Raw genomic sequence first — 20188 nt, forward strand, 5'->3', positions numbered from 1 at the left:
CAATTAAGATAGCCACATACAATTGTCCTGCAAGTGTGATAGTTAGGGTCCCAGCACAGCACAGCACAGCACAGCACAAGATCTTCCTTACAACTCAAAACTCTATCTAATTATTAAATATTACGAAAAGTAGTAAGGATAAGAAAATACCTATAAAAAGAATGGCGGCTGCGCATACGCTTCATATCGCAAAGCCTAGAACTTACAATTTAAAACAATACCGAAAGGAGACATCATAAAGATAGAATAACTGAAAAAGCATATTAAAAAATGCATCAACTCATCCTAATCAGCGGAAATGATCCAAACCACTCTGAAATGCTTGCTAAGGCAGTGGCAACTCATAAGCAAGGTTCAACCCTAATAGACATAACAGGTGAAGCTGAATTAAGAAGCGCAAGTAACTTTAGTTGCGTAGAAGAATTGAACCGCCGATGGCCAGACCTGAAGCAAAAAGTGGCGCCATGGCTAAATCTACTAAAACTTGAATATTTACTAAGCCAACAACCCCCCTTACTACCAGGCCTAGAAGATTGCTTAAGAGCACTTTTCCTGATAGATCAAATAGAAGAAAATATGAATAATACGATCATATTACTTATGCCTCAGCCCGCTCAAGCCCAAAGATTCCTAATGGGAATAATTAACACTCCACAATTGATTGAGCAGATCTACAACCCACTCATCACAAGGGCTGAACAATTAAAAGAAACATTAAACAGCCTTGAGGCATTATTTAATTTTAAAATGCCGCAAAACATAAGCCAGCTAATGCCAGCAAACCTAAGTAACAAGCTAAAAGAAGTATCTGAATTACTACAAGATCCCAGCAAGTGCGAATGCTACCTGCATGCAACAAATGAAAGAATGGCGAAAAAAGATATCACTCAATTCAATCTTTGTGGAATACAAATTAAAAAACTATGGTTAAATTGTTCGCTAACGAGTGAGGAATTAATTAAAATAAACCAAGAATTGAGCCCAAGTGCAATATTGCATGCAAGTAGTTTAAATGAATTCGAATCCAAAAAAAATATATGGCTATCAGAGCAGTTAGCGAGCGAAACTCCAGTTATCTTTACAGAAGATTCTGATGGAAATAGCATAGCAAGCATACTATTGCCTTGCTTGGATAAGAAACAACTTAATGTGCAGAGATGTGGCAATAAACTACAACTTAGTATTGGTTGCTTAAGAAGAACTTACCAGCTTCCCAGCATATTTAATGAACTGTCACCTTGCGGGGCTCGATTGGTAGATCGACGCTTAGAAGTGCGCTTTCGCTAAAAAAGAATAAGGAAAGAAATTAATCAATCGATATCGTTTCATTTCCTTCAAAAGGAGGAGATTCTGTAACCACTCTACCTAATTTACGGTAAAGCTCATCGCGCCATATAAATAAAGGATCGAACACAGCTTGATCTGCTATTCCCATCACCCCACGGGAAGCCAGTTGAATTCCGGCAACAACAGGAAAGCGCAAAAGATATAACTGTGCAGCAACTGCGATATCAGCAAGGCTGGGTTGGTCGCCTACCAGGTAGGGCTGAGCGGCCAAAATCACCATTAAATGCTCAAGGCTGGCAATTAAACCCTGGCGTTCTGGATGTAAAAACAAACCAACACCACTCATCCAGGCAGCTGGCACTGCACCCACCAAGCTTTTAAAAGAATCAGGCGTTTTTTCCGGAAGCAGCGCAGCTCTAAGCGATGCATCCTCCACAGCTCCCTGGACAAGGGCTAATCGGGCGGCAGCGGCTAAAGAGGTATCTGCCCAATCTTCCAGCAGCAGCACCTGAGCCCTTTGCACAGGATCTGATGGCAATAAAGGAATGGAGGGATGGCTTAATTCAAGTTGAAGGGCAATAGCAGTGGAATCAGCAATCCATTCACTACCGTTTTGCAGCACAGGCACCTGCCTTTGGCCGCTCATGCGGAATAATTCCCATTGCCCAATACCAGGCAACACCTCCACCACTGTGTATTTAACAGCTTTTGCAGCGAGCACCAGGCGCACCTTCTCGCAAAAAGAGGAATGACGGAACTGATAAAGCTGCATCGAAGCTCAAAAGTGTGTGTAGCCATCATGCTCGAGCCGATGGATTAACGGAGCCCCGCATATGGGGCAGAATAAGGAAGATAGCTTGAAACTCTGATGCAGCATTTCTGGACGCGTTTAATAAAAGGCTCGGCCCTGCTGCTGCTGCTTGGAGCCCCTTCCCTCAACATTTCAGCTCATGCACTTGCTGCAAAACCAGTTGCCAGCAGCCCTAGCGTTAAAATAAAGGATCAAAACCAACTAACTAGCAAAGCCGCAATAGCCGCAGCTGATGCAATTTTTAGTGCAATACAGCAGCGAGATGCAAACAAACGCTTCGGTCAATTTTCAGATGAACTAAAACAAACAAGTAGCCCTTCAATGGTGCAAGGCACCCTGCAAAGCTGGCCCGAACTTATTAGCTGGAAGATAACAAAAGTTAATTCTGGTTTGCGCAGCACCAGCGTGAGCGCAGAACTTACAACAGCAACAGGAAAGAAGGAAGTAACACTTGTGCTTAATGCCAAGGGATTACTGCAAGCGCAGCTCTTGAACGCCGCCAGGCAACCATCCACCAAAGTTGCAGAAGGATTTGTAAAAGCAATTAGCCAGGGCCAATTCATCACGGCCCGCAGCTTTTTAAGCCTTGATTTTCAAAATGAATTACCACCTGGTGCCTTGCAAAAAAGATGGCTAGAACTGCAACGGGTAACCGGAAATTTCCAACAAATTCGCAAAGTAACAGAAGCAGATCACACCTCTGATAGCAAATTAGTATTAATAGAAACAGATTTTAATCGCTTAAGTGATAGCCTTTTTATCATCTTAAATAACAAAAATCAGATAATAGGCGTCGACTTCCCTACAGACGTTCAACCAAAACGAGTACGTTGATTGTTAGTATCAATTCGAAGCAGTTTATTTAAGGCGCAAAAATAGAACCTTAGAGATAACGGCAGTAAAGCTCGATCCAAGGCTCGCTATGCCCGAATCAGCAAAAATAAGCTTTCGGAACGTTTTAAGCTTACGAACTGGATAAAAAAACGATAAAATATTAGGTATAAGCGATTTTGGTACGCCAATTTTTGCAAGCTCTCTCCGTAACCAATCTGACTTCCACATCCCTAAGGCAAACCTCAATTTCAGCTCGCAAGCGAGATTTCGCGTTGCGCCCCTACCTATTGCGCAGTAATTTGAGGGCCTGGCTTCAAATATTTTCAACAATTTTGCCGATTGCAGCGCTCTGGTATCTCCTACCCAGCCTTGCGTCCATATCCATTCTATTAATAGTTCCAATTTTAATTTTATTAGTATTATTTTCATCACGTTGTTTTTCTTTGATGCATGATTGCGGGCATCTTTCTTTGTTTCGCACTCAATATCTAAATCACATAATCGGCTTTATGCTTGGTGTGATCAACGCAATACCTCAACATCCTTGGTCTCGCGGACATGCATACCATCACCGTCACAATGGAAACTGGGATTTATATCGTGGTCCATCGGCATTAATAACAAGTGAAGATTACGATAGTTATAACAATTTCCAAAAATTCTCATACCGGCTACTGCGCCACCCCTTTATGTTGCTTCCCGGGGGGTTCTTTTATTTGATTATAAAACCTAGGCTCGCTCTTGTTTTAGGTTCATTTGATTTTTTAATTGATTCTATTCGGCATATTGGAAAGAACGGTTTCTCAAAATGGAATTTATTAATTTCCAACCATCGCAGCCGAAATTGGTATACCGCTTCAGAATTTTGGCACATTCTTGGAAACAATATATGCGTAGTAGCGCTATGGCTGGCAATGGGTAGCTGGCTTGGGCTTGGTTTATTTTGGGGCAGTTACAGCATCGTTATGACTCTATCAGCGGCAATAATGATAACTTTCTTTTTTGTGCAGCATAATTTTGAAGGATCCTATGCTAACACAACTGAAGGCTGGGATTCATTCGAAGGAGACATAAACGGCAGCAGCTTTTTAAAGCTTAATCCAATCTTCAATTGGTTTTCTGCAGATATCGGATATCACAATGTTCATCATCTTTGCGAAGGTATTCCAAACTACAACCTGCGCGCATGCCATGAAGCGAATGCTGAACTACTCAAAAATGTGAAAGTTCTAAGGCTTTCTAACATCCCAGAATGTTTTAAACTAATCTTATGGAATCGCGATTTAAAGGCATTGGTAGCTATTCCTTAGCAACCCACAGCCAAAACCTGCAACCAGCAACCAGCTGGGGCTAATTTCTCAACGATCATCGGTGTACTTTGGCCTTTCACCACATCTAATGCAAATATTTCAGCATCCTGGAGTGATTCAAAACAAGCTCCATTAATTTCATTTGGCACAGTTTCCTCAATTGCCAGCATTGGCCGTACCCGGTAGAAAGTTTTGCGTTGACTTATTTGCATACCTTTAATCTGCGCACCGCCAAGCCCATTTGGGCTAAACAGCAGATAGTTTCCTGAATTAAGCAGTTCTCCAGCAGCGAAAGGGGTTAGGAGTGTGAGGTTATTCAGGTTAAGAAAATGTCTAAAGCACAGTTGCAGGCTTTTATTTGCAAAGTAAACGCCGATCCAGCTTTAAAAATACGCCTAGATGGCAGCAGCAATGCCCAGGCAGTGGTAGCTCTTGCCCTTGAAACAGGCCACAACTTCTCGGAAGCCACCTGGACCAGGCATATCAGGGGCTAGGGCCCATATACCACGGTAAAAAGGTGGGGAATTAGACTTCTTACTGCCTATCCCCTGTATTTCCAGGGATTTAGCGTTACTTTTACCCCACCAATTCGTCGTTGTATATTTAACGTAAGTTGAATCTCCCGAATGCTTGAGCTGCTTACAGCGATCAGCAATTCAGCAAGCCTCATAACCCTGTCGATTCTGCTTGGCTCGATTTTCCTTTTTGTAACTGGCTGGCTAGCCCCTGAAATAACCGGCTTGCTTGCAGTTGCCCTGCTAGTGGCAAGCGGCGTACTTAATCCCGTTGAAGCTATGCAGGGGTTTGGCAGCCCTGCCCTGATCACGTTGATGGGCTTATTTGCTATTTCTGCCGGACTATTTCGCTCTGGTGGATTAGATCGCTTACGGGGGTTGATCGGCTCCGACGCTGTACGCAGCCCCAAACGAATGATCGCCTTAATGGTGGGGGCAGTGGGGCCAGTTTCAGCCTTTGTTCCAAATACACCGATCGTGGCCGCACTTTTGCCGGTCATTGAAAGTTGGTGTCAGCGACGCGGCATCTCTCCCTCCAGGGTGCTCTTACCGCTTTCATTTGCAACGGTTTTGGGAGGCACCATGACGTTGCTTGGAAGTTCAGTAAATCTGCTAGCAAGCGAAGTAAGCGCACAACTTGGCTATGGCGCATTTGGGCTATTTAGTTTCACTGCGATTGGCATTTGCGTATGGCTAGTTGGGGGCCTTTTAATGGTTCTTCTTGCTGATCGCTTCCTGCCTGATCGTGGCAACAATAACGACGACCTAACTTCACATTTATCAACTAGCGGTTACCTAACAGAGGTTGAAATCCCCGCTGGATCTGAGCTGATCAATCAATCGCTGCACGGCAGTCGCCTACAGCGGCGCTTTGATGCAGATGTTTTAGAACTTCATCGAGGTAATGAACGATTTCTACCTCCCCTTGCCGATCGCACCTTGATGGTGGCAGATCGATTGTTAATACGTTGCACTCGCGCCGATCTCCTGAGATTGCAACAAGATCACACCGTTGTTTTAGCTCCGATCTCAGCAAGATCAGAAAATAGTATCGATCAACAAAACAATCAAAGAGTAGTTGAAGTGTTGCTGCCATCAGGTTCCACCTTGGCCGGAGATTGCTTGCGCGATCTACGCTTTAGGCAGCGCTACAACGTAACAGTGCTCGCTCTGCGTAGAGGCAATGCAGTGCTAAAAGAAAGATTAGGTAGAGCAACGCTAAAAGATGGAGATGTATTGTTATTACAAGGGCCTAAAGATGCAATTAGAGGCTTGCAAGCTAATAATGATCTTGTGGTTTTGGAACAGCTTGAAAAAGATCTGCCAACCGTTAGCCGCAAATTAATAGCAATTGGAATTTCAGTTGCGGTAATTATATTGCCAGCATTTGATTTAATCCCGCTGGTTGCTTCTGTATTACTGGGTACGGTGGCAATGGTTGCCACTGGATGTTTACGAACTGGAGAATTACAGAGTGCCATACGGCTTGATGTAATCCTTTTGCTCGGCTCCTTAGCAAGTTTTAGTGTGGCCCTTGAAAAAACCGGGCTTGCCACTGCCATGGCTAAAGCATTATTAATAAATTTACAAAATTGGCCTGTATACTGGGCATTATTAATCATATTTTTATTTACAACATTATTAACAGAGGTGATGAGCAATGCAGCCACTGTGGCATTACTCATCCCAATCGCCGGGCAGGTGGCTACTGGATTGCAGCACCCACCAATGGCCTTTATATTTACAGTTTTATTTGGAGCGAGTCAGAGTTTTCTAAGCCCGGTTGGATATCAAACAAATTTAATGGTATTTGGGCCGGGTCGCTATCAGTATCTTGATATTGCCCGTTATGGTTTACCGCTAACGATTGCAATGACAATACTCATACCATTCCTAATTTGTATATATTTTGGCTTGTGGGCCTAAAATTTCTATATAAAATACTTAGATAAAATACTTAGATAAAATACATTGTTTGATCTTTTATATATTTGTCACATTCTTCTAGTAAATCTTGCAAGCTAATCGCTTCTAAGTATTCAACTTGTTTTTGCTTCACACCTGCAGCAAGAGCATTCAAAGCAAGAAATTCTGGGCTGGGGCTTTTAACAATATTTTCAGATAGCTCTTCTCTTTCCAAACAATTTAACACCTCTGCAATAGTAATTTGAGCAGGTGAACGAGTGAGTTGATACCCACCTCGGGGGCCGCGGATGCTGCGTAAAAGACCTCCTTTGCGCAAACTGGTCATCATTTGTTCAAGATATCGCTCTGGAATTTCTTGGCGGCATGCAATTTGAGCAATTTGCAGCACCCCGCCGCCTGGAAATTCAGCAGCCAGCTCTAGCAAAGCAACAATGCCATAGTTGGTTTTAGCGCTAAATTTCAAAATTACTTTTTCTTATAGTAACTATTCCAAAGTTTAGGGCCTTAATGCCTAAATCGCAAACCACAACATCTGAACTACCGATACCCAATCCCTAAAATAAGCAGTTTTAAAGAATTGAAGATTAATTAATATTTATTAGTGTGTATTCTTACGATTATCAGCTAAAAGAAGCCAAGCAATAAAAACCAGTGGTAGCCATATTGCCGGTTTAAGGCTAAGCAAAGGTTCAGCAAAAAGTACTAGCGGCTTAATAAGCCAATCAAATATTATTAAGTTTAAACCAACGATTAGCAGCAGCCAAGCCATTAGTTATTTCTCTAACCCGTTCAGTTGCAAGCTACCTTGCCGCACCACATTCCAGCTGCAAACGCCAGCGCCGATTTCAGATCGCCACGCCACAACAGTGCTTGCTTTGCCCGATCCCGAAGGCCAAGGCAAGGGGGCTAATAAGGGCAGCTCTGGAAAAAGCAAGGATATTTGCTCAGGGCTCGTGCAAGCAGGTTCACCTGAATAGTTAGCGCTTGTAGTTGCAAGGGGGCCGCTGCGGCGTAAAAACTCCAGCGCCCTGGATGAAGCGGGAATCCTTAGCCCAAGGCTGCCACCCCCGGGATTAAGGGCCTCTTGCACAGGCCCAGCTGCCGGCAATACAAGAGTTAAAGCACCGGGCCAACCTTTATCTACTAACGTTTGCCAACCTGGAGGGGGTGGAATCATTAGAGCAGCGATTAGTTGATCCACCTCTGCAGCCATAAGGATTAAGGGTTTATGGGCAGGCCTTTGTTTTAGCTGCCAGAGCCGCTGAGCGTATTGAGGTTTAATCGCTAAGGCAGGCAACGTATCAGTAGGAAAAGCCACAGGCTTCCCAGCTTCTAAAATTTCAAGTAGCGCTTCGCTGGGATGAGAAGCGATTTCATTATTTGAATTTTCCATTAATTTCTCCCTGGCGCTCTGGCTATTGCAAAACGCAGAGTTCCTTCTAAATCGCTTTTAGCTTCAATTAATTCCAGCTCGGCATGCTTCAGCAATTCAAGAACTGCTTCGGATTGATCATGGTGATGCTCAAGCATTAACCAGCCACCAGGAGCAAGCAACATTGGTGCTAATGCACAAATACTTTTAATTGAATCTAATCCATCATCTCCGCCATCAAGCGCCAACCGCGGTTCATTATTACGAACCAAAGGCTCAAGCTTATTCACCACCGTCGATGGGATGTAAGGCGGATTACTTATCAATAATTGCCATTTTCCTGCTTGAAATTGCAACGGTTCTGCCCAATTGCCCTGCAGCCAATTAATATATTCTGCAACGCCATGGATCCTTGCATTTAAAGAAGCAAGTTTTAAAGCAGAAGCACTAATATCAATAGCCCAACCCTGGCTTTGCGGCCATGCTCTAGCTAGCGCAATTGCAATACAACCACTACCGCAACCGAGGTCTGCCCAGGGCGTTAGGCCTGGTTCTCCAAGCTCACTTGCTACGCATAAGGCCAATTCCACTAACAATTCAGTTTCTTGGCGCGGAATTAAAACCGTTGAATCCACTTGCAGTTCCAAATCTCGCCAAGGGCATCGCCCAACCAAATATTGCAACGGCTTTTGCTGCTGAATGTGTTGACACCAAAGATTTGCTAACTGCAACAAGGGTTGAGCAATTGTTAATGGTTGTTCTGGATGTAGCCGGCTCGCTTGCAGAGCCCGCCATGGCACTTTCCCTTCCATTTCCAGTAGCCAATCCAAACCAGCAGCAGCCCCTGGATTGATTTGCAATTGTTGACGTCGCCAAATCTGCAACTCTGCGCCGCTAATGATGGGCATCACGGCTAAGCAAATCTCAAGCCATTCTGCCGGCGACGCCAGCTCAGATCAGGGGCCACCTCCACCAGCCCGGCCAACTCGAGCTGAAGCAGTTTTTCCGCCAACTGAGGCAGCGGTTGAGCCATTGCCTGGGCTAATTGCTCCAAACTGGCTCCAGCGCCAAGAGCATCCAAAAGAGGATCGTTATTGAGCTTGTGATTGGTGTTGCCATCGGTTTCTTGAAAAAGTGGTGTAAACCTCTTCAAAGGGCCATGCCCCAGGCTGCTCAGCAAATCCGCAGGATCCAACAGTGGCGTTGCCCCCTGACCCAGCAGGGAATTACTGCCTTTTGCAGAAATACGGTTGGTATCTGCAGGCACCACCCACAGGGGCAACTGCTCAGCCCAGGCCAACCTCGCCCCGTGCAATGCGCCACTGCCATTGGGACACTCCACCACCACCACCGCTTCCGCCAGCGCCACCAGCAGCCGATTGCGCGCTGCGAAATGCCCCTTAGCCACTGCAGCCCCTGGGCGTTGCTCCGTGATCAAAAGCCCCCTTTTCCCCACCTCTTGCTGCAGCTGTGAGTGATGCCTTGGGTACACCCGATCCAGGCTTGTTGCTAGCACCCCCACCGGCACCCCCTCCGCCGCAAGGCAACCCTGATGGACAGCTCCATCAATGCCTTCCGCCAGGCCGCTGAGCACTGGCCAACCCGCTTGAGCCAGTGCAATCCCTAATTTTTTTGCCCATTCCAAACCATGGGGTGAAGGGTGCCTCGTACCAATAACGGCTACGGCACGCCGCCGGCGCAAGTGCCCCCAAAGGCTGCCTCGGCCCCGCCAATGCAATTCCAAAGGGGGCCGCTGCAGGCAGCTGAGCGAGGGGGGCAAAGCTGGATCTGTTGGCAGCAACAGCCGCGCCGGGCATTCCAGTGGCACCCCATTAATTCCAAGCCGCGTGGCTAATTGATCCCTTGAAGCCACCAGCTCTGGGCCAATCCCAGGCAGGGCCATGAGGGCCGCAGCTGGGGCCCGCCAAGCAACAGCAAGATCAACAAAATTTCGTTCTATGAGTTGTAAACGCTGCATACCAAGGCCTTCCACCTGGGCCCAGGTCCACCACCAACGCCTTCTTAAAGCCAAATTTTGATCATTCGAAACCAAATCGCCCAAAGCCGAATTACCCAAAACCGAATCAGCCAAAGCCGGCAATTCAATACATAAGTACTATCATATCAGATGGTGCGATCTGGGCCATAGGCTTTTATCAGCTTTATTGCTTGCCATGTTCCGCAATCTCTTGATCGCCGATTCCGGCAAGGGCCATGTGGGGGAAATGGTTCGCATGTTGCGAGATATCCCCTGCTTTTCAAAAGCGCGCCTCAATCTTTTGCATGTAGTACCGAATCAAGCCGGTGAAGATCTAAATGGTTACTGGCAAAAAGGCGCCTTGCTACTCTCTGATGCGGTTTCTCGCCTCGGTTTAGAACCCACCGAAGTAAATACAATTTTGCGCCAAGGCGACACCAAGCAAACAGTGCTTACGGTGGCGGATGAGCTAGATGCCGATTTGATCCTGATGGGTTCCCGCGGCCTTGGCCGTTTGCAATCAATCCTTGCCAATAGCTCAAGTCAATACGTTTTCCAGCTTTCCACCCGCCCCATGCTTCTGGTGCGCGACGACCTCTACATACGCCACATCAACCGGCTAATGGTTGGCATTGATGGCACCGGTGTTGGCGACGACGCCCTCAAACTTGCCTGTGAATTAGCCCGCGATATCCCTGGCAGCAGCCTCACCGGGGTGCACATTGGTCACCATGATTTGGCCCCAACCCGTGCCGGTGCCAAACCAGTAAATATCCTTTTAGATCAGGCAAAACAACGGGCCCGCAGCTTTGGAATTGAACTGAATGCTTTGCACAAAACCGGTGATATCGGTAGAGGTTTATGCGCTGCTGCCGTGGAAATAAAAGCAGATCTAGTTGTTATCGCCTCCCAAGATCGCCGCCCCCTAGTGGCAAAAGGCTTGGTAGACCTCGACAGACTATTGGGGGGATCGGTCAGCGACTACGTGCGGGTGCATGCACCAGCTCCTGTGCTGCTGGTGAGGGAACCCGAAAAATCCTGAAGCCATGGGCCTAGAAAGCCCCTACGCGTCTAGTTAATTTTTGCGGCTATTAGTTTGGATAAAAAGAACAATCAAAAATACAGCTGGAACAAATACAAATAAAAGACTGGCCACAAAGCCGAGATCGTTGGTTTGCATAACCGCCAAAAGGTGTCTCGGGAGGGTATCACCGCCAGAGCGGCCCTATCACCAGGAGTTCACAGCTCGTCGCTCAATTCAGCAACAGGCAATGGCTCTAAGCAGGCCTTTTCAAGCTGCTTAGCAAGGGAATCTCTGCCCACTTGGGGCCTGGTTAAAACAGCTACTGAATCGAGTACCAAAACTTGGCAGGCCAAGCGCCAGCTGGGGGGACGTCGCCGTAATTTCTGATCTTCCACGGCTGTGCGCTCGCTCAGAGCTGCCCCGTCGCGTTCAGCAACCACCTCGATGAAACAGGTGCTGCATTGGCCGCAACCGCCGCAATTACCAAGCTGCCCTTTTAAGCCATAAAGCTGTAAGCCCTCCGCCAAAGCCAATTCGCGCAGGTTTGTACCCACCGGGCAAACCACATCGCAGGCTTCCCTCACAAAACGCACCACCGGCATTCGCTAATCCACAACTGAAGGCATTCTGCCCTGAAACTTATTGCGATTTGTGACGCGATCCTGAAAGAAAGAGAGCTCCGCCGGCCACAGGAGTTGTTTCCCTTTGAAACAGCAAGCCTGGGTTTGGATTTAAACCCTTACGATCACAAAATCTTCGCAGTTAATGCGGAGCTTCTGATCTCGTTTACCCCCACCAAATCAAATGGGATTGCCCTGGTACAGGGTGCACACGGTCGTCATCAACGACCCAGGCCGCCTTTTGGCGGTGCACCTAATGCACACCGCCCTGGTGGCCGGCTGGGCCGGCTCGATGGCTCTATATGAGTTGGCCATCTTTGATTCTTCTGATGCCGTTCTCAACCCCATGTGGCGGCAGGGCATGTTTGTTATGCCCTTTATGGCTCGATTAGGCGTTACTGGCAGCTGGGGAGGCTGGAGCATCACCGGTGAAACCGGGGTTGATCCAGGTTTTTGGAGCTTCGAAGGGGTGGCTGCCGCCCACATTGTTTTTAGTGGCTTGCTTTTTCTAGCCGCCATCTGGCACTGGACTTTCTGGGATTTAGAGATTTGGCAAGATCCCCGCACCGGTGAACCCGCCCTCGATCTGCCCAAGATTTTTGGAATCCATTTGCTGCTTGCTGGCCTTGCCTGTTTCGGTTTTGGTGCTTTCCATCTCACCGGGGTGTTCGGCCCGGGGATGTGGGTGAGTGATCCCTATGGCATCAGCGGCCACCTTGAAAAAGTGCAGCCTTCCTGGGGGCCTGAAGGCTTTAACCCCTTCAATCCAGGCGGCGTTGTGGCTCACCACATTGCAGCTGGCATCGTTGGCATAATTGCTGGAATTTTCCACATCACAACTCGCCCTCCGGAACGGCTTTACAAAGCGCTGCGGATGGGAAACATCGAAACAGTGCTGGCTAGTGCCATTGCAGCTGTTTTCTTTGCCGCATTTATTGTGGCGGGCACGATGTGGTACGGCAGTGCCACCACTCCAATTGAACTATTCGGCCCCACCCGTTATCAGTGGGATCAGGGTTATTTCAAACAAGAAATAGCCAAACGCGCCCAGGGTGCAATCGCCCAAGGCGCCAGCCCTAGCGAGGCCTACGGCAACATCCCTGAAAAGCTTGCCTTCTTTGATTACGTGGGCAACAGCCCAGCCAAGGGAGGTTTGTTCAGAGTTGGGCCAATGGTTAATGGCGATGGGCTACCTACCGGATGGATTGGTCACATCAGCTTCACCGATAAAGACGGCAGAGATCTGCAGGTGCGGCGCTTGCCAAACTTCTTTGAAAACTTCCCAGTTGTTCTCGAGGATAAAGACCGCATCGTGCGCGCAGATATCCCCTTCCGAAGAGCAGAAGCAAAGTATTCCTTCGAGCAAACTGGAGTAACTGCAACCGTTTACGGCGGTGAATTTGATGGCAAAACCTTCACAGACCCAGCCGACGTGAAGCGTTTAGCTCGCAAAGCTCAATTGGGTGAAGCCTTTGAGTTTGATCGTGAAAAATATCAATCCGATGGCACTTTCCGCAGCTCCCCCCGCGGTTGGTTCACCTTCGGACATGCCACTTTTGCGTTGCTCTTCTTCTTTGGACACATCTGGCATGGGGCTCGCACCCTTTACCGCGATGTGTTTGCCGGCATTGATCCAGATCTCGGCGAACAAGTTGAATTCGGTTTATTTGCAAAACTGGGCGACAAGTCCACCCGCCGCCTGCCCGAGGGCTATGTGCCCCCGACTGGTAGCCCCGTCAAATAACCCTTAGGAGAACCCTAGCGATGGAAAGTTTCGCCTACATTTTGATCCTTGCATTCGCAATCGGCACTCTGTTTTTTGCAGTTGCTCTGCGAGATCCACCTAAAATTGGCAAGTAAGGATTTTTATTAACCCGGCTTAAGACAAAGCCCCCCCTTGCAAATGCAAGGGGGGGCTTTTCAATATTGGTATTAATGTCTACAATTAAAGAGTTAATTAATTGATTGTTTAATTTTGCAGTGCCCCGCCTGCCAACACAGTGATAGCAGGGTGCTCGAATCAAGGGCCGCAGATTTAGGTAAAACCGTACGGCGCAGGCGCGAATGCCTCAATTGTGAATTCCGGTTTACCACCTACGAAAGAGTGGAAACTGTGCCAATCACAGTTATTAAACGAAATGGCAATCGTGAAATTTTTAGTCGTATCAAACTTTTAACCGGCTTGGTGAGGGCTTGCGAAAAAACAGGTCTTGATACTGGGCGATTGGAAGTGGTAATCGATGATCTGGAAATATTGTTGCAACAGCGAAACCAACGCGAAATTAACAGCCAAGAATTAGGCGATTTGGTTCTTGATCAGCTGGGTGATCTAAGTGAAGTGGCTTATGTGCGCTTTGCTTCAGTGTATGGAAAGTTTCGTAGTGTTGCAGATTTTATCGGCACTCTCGAAAAACTTAAACAACGCAATCAAGTTAAACGTCAATTGGCGGAGATCGGCTGATAGGGTTAGAGATTACCGTTTTGCTTTGGCGGAGCTCTAAACGGTTCCCTTCCCCCTGCCTGAGGCAGGCCGCCTGTTCCATCCATGACAACAACTCCATCAAGCACTGAAGCGCTGGCTGCTGATTCCATGCTCGATTTAGAGCAAAGCCTTGATGCCATGGCCAATGATCTGGCCGATGACATCCCAGAAGAAGTGCCAAGCGCTGAAGATGGCATTCGAGTTGCCAGCCGCAGTGGCGATGATGTGGGTTTTACTCTTGAAGAATTTACAGCGTTACTAAGTAAATACGATTATCACTTCAAACCCGGCGATGTTGTAAATGGCACTGTATTTAATCTTGAGCCGAAAGGCGCTCTGATTGATATTGGCGCAAAAACAGCAGCGTTTATGCCCCTGCAAGAAGTATCTATCAACCGGGTTGAAACCCTTGAAGAGGTGCTTGAACCAGGGGAGGTTCGCGAATTCTTTATTCTTACCGATGAGAATGAAGATGGTCAGTTATCCCTTTCAATTCGCCGCATTGAATATCAACGGGCTTGGGAGCGTGTTGGGCAACTACAAAAAGAAGACGCCACAATTTATAGCGAAGTTTTTGCCACCAACCGTGGTGGCGCTCTGGTGAGAGTTGAGGGCTTGCGGGGCTTTATCCCAGGCAGCCACATCAGCACCCGTAAACCAAAAGAAGATCTCGTTGCAGATTTCCTTCCCCTCAAATTTCTTGAGGTGGATGAAGAACGTAACCGGCTGGTATTGAGCCATCGCCGCGCCCTTGTGGAACGCAAGATGAATCGCCTCGAGGTGGGTGAAGTGGTGATCGGCACCGTAAGGGGAATTAAGCCCTACGGAGCCTTCATTGATATTGGTGGCGTGAGCGGTCTCTTGCACATTTCAGAAATCAGCCACGAACACATCGAAACACCACATACGGTGCTGAATGTGAACGATCAAATGAAGGTAATGATCATTGATCTAGATGCGGAGCGGGGTCGCATTTCACTATCCACCAAGGCCCTTGAACCTGAACCCGGTGATATGCTTACCGACCCACAAAAGGTATTTGATAACGCTGAAGAAATGGCTGCTCGTTACAAACAGATGCTGCTTGAGCAAGCCGATGAACCCGATGCAGATACCGATACAGAATTAGAATCCGCTGAGCTTGATTAACAAATCTCTGCCGCTTAATTCAACTAAAGCAGTGCTATTTGATAAAGATGGCACCCTTTGCAACAGTGAGAATTACCTCGAGGCTCTGGCAAATGCCAGGGCCTCTTTTTGTATTGACATCAGTGCCAAGCCTGAGCTGTTCCCCCCGCTTCTTGCTGCCTATGGCTTGAGCAAAAATGGCATTAATCCTGCTGGTGCCACCGCAGTTGCTAGCCGCAATAGCAACTTGATTTCCACCGCCACGGTGCTGGCTATGAACGGGGTGGATTGGTGCGCTGCCCAGGAATGGGCAGAAATAGCTTTCAGCCGAGCAGATTTTGCTCTTGCTGATCGCAAAGCCCAACTCACCCCACCTCTACCTGGCCTAGTTGCGCTGCTGCAGCGCCTGCAGCAAAAGGGGATCACCCTTGCAATTTTAAGTAGTGATCTTGGCCCAAGCTTGGAAACTTTTTTGCAGCATTACCAGCTGCGCCAATTTTTCAGTGCTGTTTATGGGGCTGAACGAAATCCCTCAAAGCCAAGTCCGGCGGCAGCCCTAACTCTCTGCAATGAGTTGGGGTTTGAGCCTCAATATTGCGGCATGGTGGGAGATGCTCAAGCAGATCTAAACATGGCTGCTGCTGCAGGTTTGGGCTGGAATCTTGCCTACAACGGCGGTTGGAAGCAGCCACTTCAGCTTTCAGGCAGCCATGGTTACTTGCAGCACTGGGATCAACTGGCCCCGCTGTAGCCTGCCTACCGCTAGAAATTTTTTGCCCATGGGTCGCTACGTATTCACCTCAGAATCCGTTACTGAAGGGCATCCAGACAAAATCTGCGATCAAGTGAGCGATGCAGTGCTTGATGCACTACTAGCTCAAGATCCTGCCAGCCGAGTGGCCTGTGAAACTGTTGTTAATACTGGGCTTTGCATAATTACAGGAGAAGTAACAACAACCGCAATAGTTGATTTCAATCGACTTGTTCGCGGTGTAATTGAACAAATTGGTTACAACGGTGCCCGCGCTGGTGGCTTTGATGCCCATAGTTGTGCGGTGTTGGTGGCCCTTGATCAGCAATCACCTGATATTGCTCAAGGGGTAGATGAAGCAGATGATCACGATGGTGATCCCCTAGACAAAGTTGGCGCCGGCGACCAAGGCATCATGTTTGGTTATGCCTGTGATGAAACCCCTGAGTTGATGCCGCTACCGATAAGCCTGGCCCATCGCTTAGCGCGACGTCTAGCTGAGGTACGCCACAACGGTTCACTCCACTACCTGCTGCCTGATGGCAAAACCCAGGTGAGTGTTGTGTATGAAAACGAAAAGCCAGTGGCGATCGACACAATCCTCATCTCTACTCAACACATCGCTGAAATAGACGGCATCAGCGACGACAAAGGTTTGCGGGAACGGATCTCTGCCGATCTTTGGCAGCATGTGGTGGAACCAGCCACCGCTGATTTAGCTCTAAAGCCTGATCGCAATAGCACTCGTTTCCTTGTAAATCCCACCGGAAAATTCGTAGTAGGTGGGCCCCAAGGTGATGCGGGCCTTACCGGGCGCAAAATTATTGTTGATACCTATGGCGGTTACGCCCGCCATGGTGGTGGGGCCTTTTCAGGCAAAGACCCCACCAAGGTGGATCGCTCTGCTGCCTATGCGGCCCGTTATGTAGCAAAAGCTCTTGTGGCTGCAGGCCTTGCCCGCAAGGTGGAGGTGCAACTCAGCTATGCAATTGGTGTTGCAAAACCCGTGAGCATCTTGGTGGAAAGTTTCAATACAAGCAGCATTAGCAATGAAGCCCTCACTGAACTTGTACAAGAAAAATTTGACCTCAGGCCTGGCGCCATCATTGAAATCTTCAACCTGCGCGGTTTACCCAAGGAAAGGGGCGGACGTTTTTATCAAAACGTTGCTGCCTACGGCCACTTTGGCCGCACAGACCTTGATCTGCCCTGGGAAAATGTTGATGCGATCGCCGCCAGTTTGCGCCCCTGAGTGGAGTTTTTAGGCCTAGGTATCGATCTGGGCACTAGTGGCTTAAGGGTGGCGGTGGTGAATGCCGCAGGAAACTTATTAGAAACTAAAAGTAGTTCATATCCACTTCCTTTTTCTGATGCCAATGGTTGGCAGCTTGGGGTAGCGCAATTAGTAAAGCAACTATCAACTGTGTTGCGCCAACAGGTAGCAGCTATCGCTATCGATGGCACTTCTGGCACTTTGCTGGCTTGCAACAAGCTGGGGGTTCCGTTGGCACCAGCACTGCCCTACAGCTGCGCTTGCGGCGAACAAAGCGAAGCGATCAAAGCTTTAGTGCCTAGTAGCAATGCCGCAGCTAGCTCCAGTGGCAGCCTTGCTAGAGCTCTGCAATTACTGCAGCAATTGGAATGGCAAATAGGTAAACCTGTGCCATTGCTACGCCATCAAGCCGATTGGCTGATGGGTTGGCTGCTGGGGGATTGGCGCTGGGGTGAGGAAGGTAACAATCTGCGCCTGGGTTGGGATCTGCTTAGAAATCAATGGGCTGGGCAGCTGGGGGTTGCCCCCTGGGCTGAAGCGTTACCCCAAATTGTTGCCAGCGGCCAAACCCTTGGCCTTATCAGTTCCGCTGCTAGTGCAGCACTTGGCATACCAAAAACCTGTCTGGTGGTGAGCGGTAGCACCGATGCCAATGCAATGGTGCTGGCGGCAAACCCCAAAACGAACGATGGAATTTGCGTTCTTGGCACCACCTTGGTGCTGAAACAATTCAATTCCACAGCGTTGCATGGGGCTGGCATTAGTAATCACCGCATAAATGGCCGCTGGTTAGTGGGAGGTGCATCAAACGCGGGCGCTGGGGTATTGAGGCAATTTTTTAATGATCAACAACTCAAAGAACTAAGCCGGCAGATTGATCCCACCAGACCTAGCGGTTTGCATTACCTGCCGTTGCCTGCCCCGGGAGAGCGTTTCCCCATCGAAAACCCGAATCTGCAACCAATACTTGAGCCCAGACCCATCAGTGATGCTTTATTTCTGCAGGGGATGCTGGAGGGGCTCAGCAAACTGGAGCACCAGGGCTGGCAGCGACTGCAAGAACTGGGGGCAAGCCCCATAAAGCGGGTGCTCACAGTGGGCGGTGGAGCCTGCAACCCCCAGTGGCGCAACTTAAGGCAACTAGCTCTTGGCATACCAGTGCTAAATCTGCCTAAGGCGTCTGCAGCTACTGCAATGGCTTTTCTTGCCCTGCAAAGCGTCAAACTTGCCCGCTAGGCATCAAACTAAAAGGAACAGCCGGTTTTATGGCCATGAATAACCGCCTGAGCACAATCCTCTCAATCGGACTGTTTGTTGTGCTCGCCGGTTATGTGAGTTTTAGCGGCGTACGCCTTGGCCTTGTGCTTTGGCAGCGCTTTGCAGGGGCCGGCTAATTAATTAAACAATCTCTAAAAACACGCCATGGCAGCTGATCCCCTCACCCCCGCTGTAAGCGAGCGCATCTGTAAACATATGAACAACGACCACGGCGAGGCAGTGCTGGCCTTTTCGCGCCATTACGGCGGATTAGCTGCGCCTGTTGCGGCGCGAATGCTGAGGATTGAAACAGAGCAAATGTTTCTAGAGGTGGATGGGGCTGAAATCAAAATTGGCTTTGATCATCCCCTCAGCGATAGCGAAGATGCCCATCGCACCTTGGTGGCGATGTTAAGGGCAATGCCACAAGGCTGAAATAAGGGGGAATGATCAGTGTTAACGCCTCCAAGCTATGGCTTTTTTGCTGCCCCCTTGGCTTGATCAACTGCTGATAAATCCTTGCTGCCCCCGTTGCAAAAAAAGCAATAACGAGCGCAAGCTTTGCATTAGCTGCCGCCGCAGCCTTGCCCTTGAGGTAGAAGGCAGCTACGGGCAATGCCCGTTGCCCTGGTGGGCCCTAGGAAGTTATGAAGGGGGCTTACGGCAACAGTTGTTGCAATTGCGCAAACAACGCAATCACCAGCTGGTGAAAGCTCTTGCAAGAATGCTGCTGCAGTTGATCCCAGATTTGGGCGTACCGCTACTAATTACAGCAATACCAGAAAGACGGGCGGGGGGCTTTTCAATGCCCTGGGAGATTGCTGAAGTGATCGCCCAAGAAGGTGGCCACCAACTGGTGAAAGCACTAGCCAGAAATAGGGCCTGCCTTGGCCAACACCACCTAAACCGGAAGCAACGCTTAAGCAATTTGCAAGGGGTGTTTCGCTGCGTAGAACCAGCAAAAGAGAAATTGCAACCACTGCTCCTGGTAGACGACATCCTTACGACAGGGGCCACGGCCTTGGCTGCAATGGAGGCGTTAGAGCAAGCTGGCCACGGTCTCCTTGGAATTGCCTGCCTCGCACGCACACCTGCAGCGAAGAACAAGGGGCAGGTGGGTTAAGATTGCTCCTTGCCTGCGGGCAAGCCGGGATAGCTCAGTTGGTAGAGCAGGCGACTGAAAATCGCCGTGTCCCCAGTTCAAATCTGGGTCCTGGCATTAGGAATAGCTGCATCCATATGCAGCACTCTTTGAGGATACGGAATCTCAATTCCCTCTCGGGAAAAGGCGTTCCATACGGCGATTCCCACTGCACTGGCAACAGAGATGCCATTCATTGGATCTTCAATCCAATAACGAATTGCGTAGGTAATTGCAGAATCGTCGTAGCGCAAAAGCAAACCCTTAGGCGCCGGTTTTGCTAGTACCCGCGGAACCGTAGCTGCAACCGCTTCGAGAATTGCAATCACCTGCTCTGGAGGATGGCGATAGGCAGCACCTATGAGCACCTGCCCGCGCCTGTATCGATCTCGCACACCGCTATAAGTAACCATTTGCTGCGTAAAAAACAGTTGGTTTGGTACTACCAACTCCACGTTGTCGCGATCGCGCCAAAGGGT

At 48.7% G+C, this 20188-nt stretch carries 25 protein-coding genes and 1 tRNA gene; 17 read left to right on the forward strand and 9 right to left on the reverse strand.

Features of this window, described 5'->3' with window-relative positions; translation table 11 throughout:
• Window positions 1–270 precede the first annotated feature (270 nt).
• A complete protein-coding gene (locus AC2JC8_RS06880; protein ID WP_484400390.1) occupies window positions 271–1287 on the forward strand; it encodes an ArsA-related P-loop ATPase in 1017 nt (338 codons plus the stop codon).
• A 19-nt stretch (window positions 1288–1306) separates the two neighbouring features.
• Here the strand turns inward: AC2JC8_RS06880 and AC2JC8_RS06885 are convergent, their stop codons facing one another.
• Window positions 1307–2059 carry a glutathione S-transferase family protein gene (locus AC2JC8_RS06885; RefSeq protein WP_484400391.1) on the reverse strand — a complete coding sequence of 251 codons (753 nt, stop codon included), beginning with the start codon at window positions 2057–2059 and terminating at the stop codon, window positions 1307–1309.
• A gap of 96 nt (window positions 2060–2155) precedes the next feature.
• Between AC2JC8_RS06885 and AC2JC8_RS06890 the strand changes: the two genes are divergently transcribed.
• Both AC2JC8_RS06890 and AC2JC8_RS06895 read left to right on the forward strand, forming a co-directional pair.
• The gene (locus tag AC2JC8_RS06890) at window positions 2156–2932 is read left to right on the forward strand and encodes a DUF3887 domain-containing protein (protein WP_484400393.1); all 777 of its coding nucleotides are present in this window, start codon (window positions 2156–2158) and stop codon (window positions 2930–2932) included.
• A 287-nt stretch (window positions 2933–3219) separates the two neighbouring features.
• Window positions 3220–4242 carry a fatty acid desaturase gene (locus tag AC2JC8_RS06895; RefSeq protein ID WP_484400394.1) on the forward strand — a complete coding sequence of 341 codons (1023 nt, stop codon included), beginning with the start codon at window positions 3220–3222 and terminating at the stop codon, window positions 4240–4242.
• On the opposite strand, the gene AC2JC8_RS06900 is transcribed toward AC2JC8_RS06895, so the two are convergent.
• Window positions 4239–4454 (reverse strand): hypothetical protein, encoded by a 216-nt coding sequence (locus tag AC2JC8_RS06900; protein WP_484400395.1) that lies wholly within the window; start codon window positions 4452–4454, stop codon window positions 4239–4241. The genes AC2JC8_RS06895 and AC2JC8_RS06900 overlap by 4 nt on opposite strands.
• A 117-nt stretch (window positions 4455–4571) precedes the next feature.
• On the opposite strand from AC2JC8_RS06900, the gene AC2JC8_RS06905 reads away from it, so the two are divergent.
• Window positions 4572–4736, forward strand: coding sequence for a Nif11-like leader peptide family natural product precursor (locus tag AC2JC8_RS06905; protein WP_484400396.1), 165 nt, complete (start codon window positions 4572–4574; stop codon window positions 4734–4736).
• A 132-nt stretch (window positions 4737–4868) separates the two neighbouring features.
• Window positions 4869–6683, forward strand: a complete 1815-nt coding sequence (locus AC2JC8_RS06910) for an SLC13 family permease (RefSeq protein ID WP_484400398.1) — start codon at window positions 4869–4871, stop codon at window positions 6681–6683.
• A gap of 31 nt (window positions 6684–6714) precedes the next feature.
• On the opposite strand, the gene AC2JC8_RS06915 is transcribed toward AC2JC8_RS06910, so the two are convergent.
• The 4 genes from AC2JC8_RS06915 to AC2JC8_RS06930 all read right to left on the reverse strand — a co-directional run bounded on the left by AC2JC8_RS06915 (window position 6715) and on the right by AC2JC8_RS06930 (window position 10147).
• Window positions 6715–7146 (reverse strand): RrF2 family transcriptional regulator, encoded by a 432-nt coding sequence (locus AC2JC8_RS06915; RefSeq protein WP_484400399.1) that lies wholly within the window; start codon window positions 7144–7146, stop codon window positions 6715–6717.
• Window positions 7147–7455: 309 nt separating this feature from the next.
• Window positions 7456–8076 carry an L-threonylcarbamoyladenylate synthase gene (locus AC2JC8_RS06920; protein WP_484594409.1) on the reverse strand — a complete coding sequence of 207 codons (621 nt, stop codon included), beginning with the start codon at window positions 8074–8076 and terminating at the stop codon, window positions 7456–7458.
• On the reverse strand, window positions 8076–8963 hold the full coding sequence (gene prmC / locus AC2JC8_RS06925) for a peptide chain release factor N(5)-glutamine methyltransferase (RefSeq protein ID WP_484400401.1): 888 nt from the start codon (window positions 8961–8963) through the stop codon (window positions 8076–8078). Before prmC ends, AC2JC8_RS06920 begins: the two co-directional genes overlap by 1 nt.
• Window positions 8964–8968: 5 nt before the next feature.
• On the reverse strand, window positions 8969–10147 hold the full coding sequence (locus AC2JC8_RS06930; protein WP_484400403.1) for a DNA-processing protein DprA: 1179 nt from the start codon (window positions 10145–10147) through the stop codon (window positions 8969–8971).
• 82 nt (window positions 10148–10229) lie between these two features.
• Here AC2JC8_RS06930 and AC2JC8_RS06935 point away from each other — a divergent pair, with 82 nt between their 5' ends.
• Complete coding sequence (locus AC2JC8_RS06935) at window positions 10230–11075, forward strand: universal stress protein (RefSeq protein WP_484400404.1); 846 nt, start codon at window positions 10230–10232, stop codon at window positions 11073–11075.
• A gap of 33 nt (window positions 11076–11108) precedes the next feature.
• On the opposite strand, the gene psbM is transcribed toward AC2JC8_RS06935, so the two are convergent.
• The gene (gene psbM, locus AC2JC8_RS06940) at window positions 11109–11213 is read right to left on the reverse strand and encodes a photosystem II reaction center protein PsbM (RefSeq protein ID WP_484400405.1); all 105 of its coding nucleotides are present in this window, start codon (window positions 11211–11213) and stop codon (window positions 11109–11111) included.
• A 59-nt stretch (window positions 11214–11272) separates the two neighbouring features.
• Window positions 11273–11659 (reverse strand): 2Fe-2S iron-sulfur cluster-binding protein, encoded by a 387-nt coding sequence (locus tag AC2JC8_RS06945; protein WP_255130907.1) that lies wholly within the window; start codon window positions 11657–11659, stop codon window positions 11273–11275.
• 202 nt (window positions 11660–11861) lie between these two features.
• Here AC2JC8_RS06945 and psbB point away from each other — a divergent pair, with 202 nt between their 5' ends.
• The 11 genes from psbB to AC2JC8_RS07000 all read left to right on the forward strand — a co-directional run bounded on the left by psbB (window position 11862) and on the right by AC2JC8_RS07000 (window position 19787).
• Window positions 11862–13421: a photosystem II chlorophyll-binding protein CP47 gene (gene psbB, locus AC2JC8_RS06950; protein ID WP_484400407.1), complete on the forward strand. Its 1560-nt coding sequence runs from the start codon at window positions 11862–11864 to the stop codon at window positions 13419–13421.
• A 20-nt stretch (window positions 13422–13441) separates the two neighbouring features.
• Window positions 13442–13537, forward strand: coding sequence for a photosystem II reaction center protein T (locus tag AC2JC8_RS06955; RefSeq protein ID WP_255130905.1), 96 nt, complete (start codon window positions 13442–13444; stop codon window positions 13535–13537).
• A gap of 115 nt (window positions 13538–13652) precedes the next feature.
• Window positions 13653–14138: a transcriptional regulator NrdR gene (gene nrdR / locus AC2JC8_RS06960; protein ID WP_484400408.1), complete on the forward strand. Its 486-nt coding sequence runs from the start codon at window positions 13653–13655 to the stop codon at window positions 14136–14138.
• A gap of 84 nt (window positions 14139–14222) precedes the next feature.
• Window positions 14223–15308: a 30S ribosomal protein S1 gene (locus AC2JC8_RS06965; protein WP_484594410.1), complete on the forward strand. Its 1086-nt coding sequence runs from the start codon at window positions 14223–14225 to the stop codon at window positions 15306–15308.
• Entirely contained in the window at window positions 15301–16038 is a 738-nt protein-coding gene (locus tag AC2JC8_RS06970; protein WP_484594411.1) for an HAD family hydrolase, read from the forward strand. Before AC2JC8_RS06965 ends, AC2JC8_RS06970 begins: the two co-directional genes overlap by 8 nt.
• 28 nt (window positions 16039–16066) lie before the next feature.
• Entirely contained in the window at window positions 16067–17290 is a 1224-nt protein-coding gene (metK, locus tag AC2JC8_RS06975; RefSeq protein ID WP_295459705.1) for a methionine adenosyltransferase, read from the forward strand.
• Window positions 17291–18547, forward strand: coding sequence for an FGGY-family carbohydrate kinase (locus AC2JC8_RS06980; RefSeq protein WP_484594412.1), 1257 nt, complete (start codon window positions 17291–17293; stop codon window positions 18545–18547).
• A 35-nt stretch (window positions 18548–18582) separates the two neighbouring features.
• Window positions 18583–18705 carry a hypothetical protein gene (locus AC2JC8_RS06985; RefSeq protein WP_255130899.1) on the forward strand — a complete coding sequence of 41 codons (123 nt, stop codon included), beginning with the start codon at window positions 18583–18585 and terminating at the stop codon, window positions 18703–18705.
• Between the two features lie 28 nt (window positions 18706–18733).
• Window positions 18734–19003, forward strand: a complete 270-nt coding sequence (locus AC2JC8_RS06990; RefSeq protein ID WP_482682832.1) for a DUF2470 domain-containing protein — start codon at window positions 18734–18736, stop codon at window positions 19001–19003.
• Between the two features lie 37 nt (window positions 19004–19040).
• Entirely contained in the window at window positions 19041–19691 is a 651-nt protein-coding gene (locus tag AC2JC8_RS06995) for a ComF family protein (RefSeq protein ID WP_484400413.1), read from the forward strand.
• Between the two features lie 23 nt (window positions 19692–19714).
• Window positions 19715–19787, forward strand: a tRNA-Phe gene (locus AC2JC8_RS07000).
• Here the strand turns inward: AC2JC8_RS07000 and AC2JC8_RS07005 are convergent.
• On the reverse strand, window positions 19769–20188 hold a 420-nt coding region (locus AC2JC8_RS07005), incomplete at its 5' end, for a mechanosensitive ion channel family protein (RefSeq protein WP_484594413.1). The genes AC2JC8_RS07000 and AC2JC8_RS07005 overlap by 19 nt on opposite strands.

The organism is Synechococcus sp., from assembly GCF_982614295.1.

Bases quoted from the DNA above. Each gene is read 5' to 3' on its own strand.
- AC2JC8_RS06880 (WP_484400390.1), top strand. From the start codon at position 271: ATGCATCAACTCATCCTAATCAGCGGAAATGATCCAAACCACTCTGAA.
- AC2JC8_RS06885 (WP_484400391.1), bottom strand. From the start codon at position 2,059: ATGCAGCTTTATCAGTTCCGTCATTCCTCTTTTTGCGAGAAGGTGCGC.
- AC2JC8_RS06890 (WP_484400393.1), top strand. From the start codon at position 2,156: ATGCAGCATTTCTGGACGCGTTTAATAAAAGGCTCGGCCCTGCTGCTG.
- AC2JC8_RS06900 (WP_484400395.1), bottom strand. From the start codon at position 4,454: ATGCAAATAAGTCAACGCAAAACTTTCTACCGGGTACGGCCAATGCTG.
- AC2JC8_RS06905 (WP_484400396.1), top strand. From the start codon at position 4,572: ATGTCTAAAGCACAGTTGCAGGCTTTTATTTGCAAAGTAAACGCCGAT.
- AC2JC8_RS06910 (WP_484400398.1), top strand. From the start codon at position 4,869: ATGCTTGAGCTGCTTACAGCGATCAGCAATTCAGCAAGCCTCATAACC.
- AC2JC8_RS06920 (WP_484594409.1), bottom strand. From the start codon at position 8,076: ATGGAAAATTCAAATAATGAAATCGCTTCTCATCCCAGCGAAGCGCTA.
- prmC (WP_484400401.1), bottom strand. From the start codon at position 8,963: ATGCCCATCATTAGCGGCGCAGAGTTGCAGATTTGGCGACGTCAACAA.
- AC2JC8_RS06935 (WP_484400404.1), top strand. From the start codon at position 10,230: ATGTTCCGCAATCTCTTGATCGCCGATTCCGGCAAGGGCCATGTGGGG.
- psbM (WP_484400405.1), bottom strand. From the start codon at position 11,213: ATGCAAACCAACGATCTCGGCTTTGTGGCCAGTCTTTTATTTGTATTT.
- AC2JC8_RS06945 (WP_255130907.1), bottom strand. From the start codon at position 11,659: ATGCCGGTGGTGCGTTTTGTGAGGGAAGCCTGCGATGTGGTTTGCCCG.
- psbB (WP_484400407.1), top strand. From the start codon at position 11,862: ATGGGATTGCCCTGGTACAGGGTGCACACGGTCGTCATCAACGACCCA.
- AC2JC8_RS06955 (WP_255130905.1), top strand. From the start codon at position 13,442: ATGGAAAGTTTCGCCTACATTTTGATCCTTGCATTCGCAATCGGCACT.
- AC2JC8_RS06965 (WP_484594410.1), top strand. From the start codon at position 14,223: ATGACAACAACTCCATCAAGCACTGAAGCGCTGGCTGCTGATTCCATG.
- metK (WP_295459705.1), top strand. From the start codon at position 16,067: ATGGGTCGCTACGTATTCACCTCAGAATCCGTTACTGAAGGGCATCCA.
- AC2JC8_RS06985 (WP_255130899.1), top strand. From the start codon at position 18,583: ATGAATAACCGCCTGAGCACAATCCTCTCAATCGGACTGTTTGTTGTG.
- AC2JC8_RS06990 (WP_482682832.1), top strand. From the start codon at position 18,734: ATGGCAGCTGATCCCCTCACCCCCGCTGTAAGCGAGCGCATCTGTAAA.
- AC2JC8_RS06995 (WP_484400413.1), top strand. From the start codon at position 19,041: ATGGCTTTTTTGCTGCCCCCTTGGCTTGATCAACTGCTGATAAATCCT.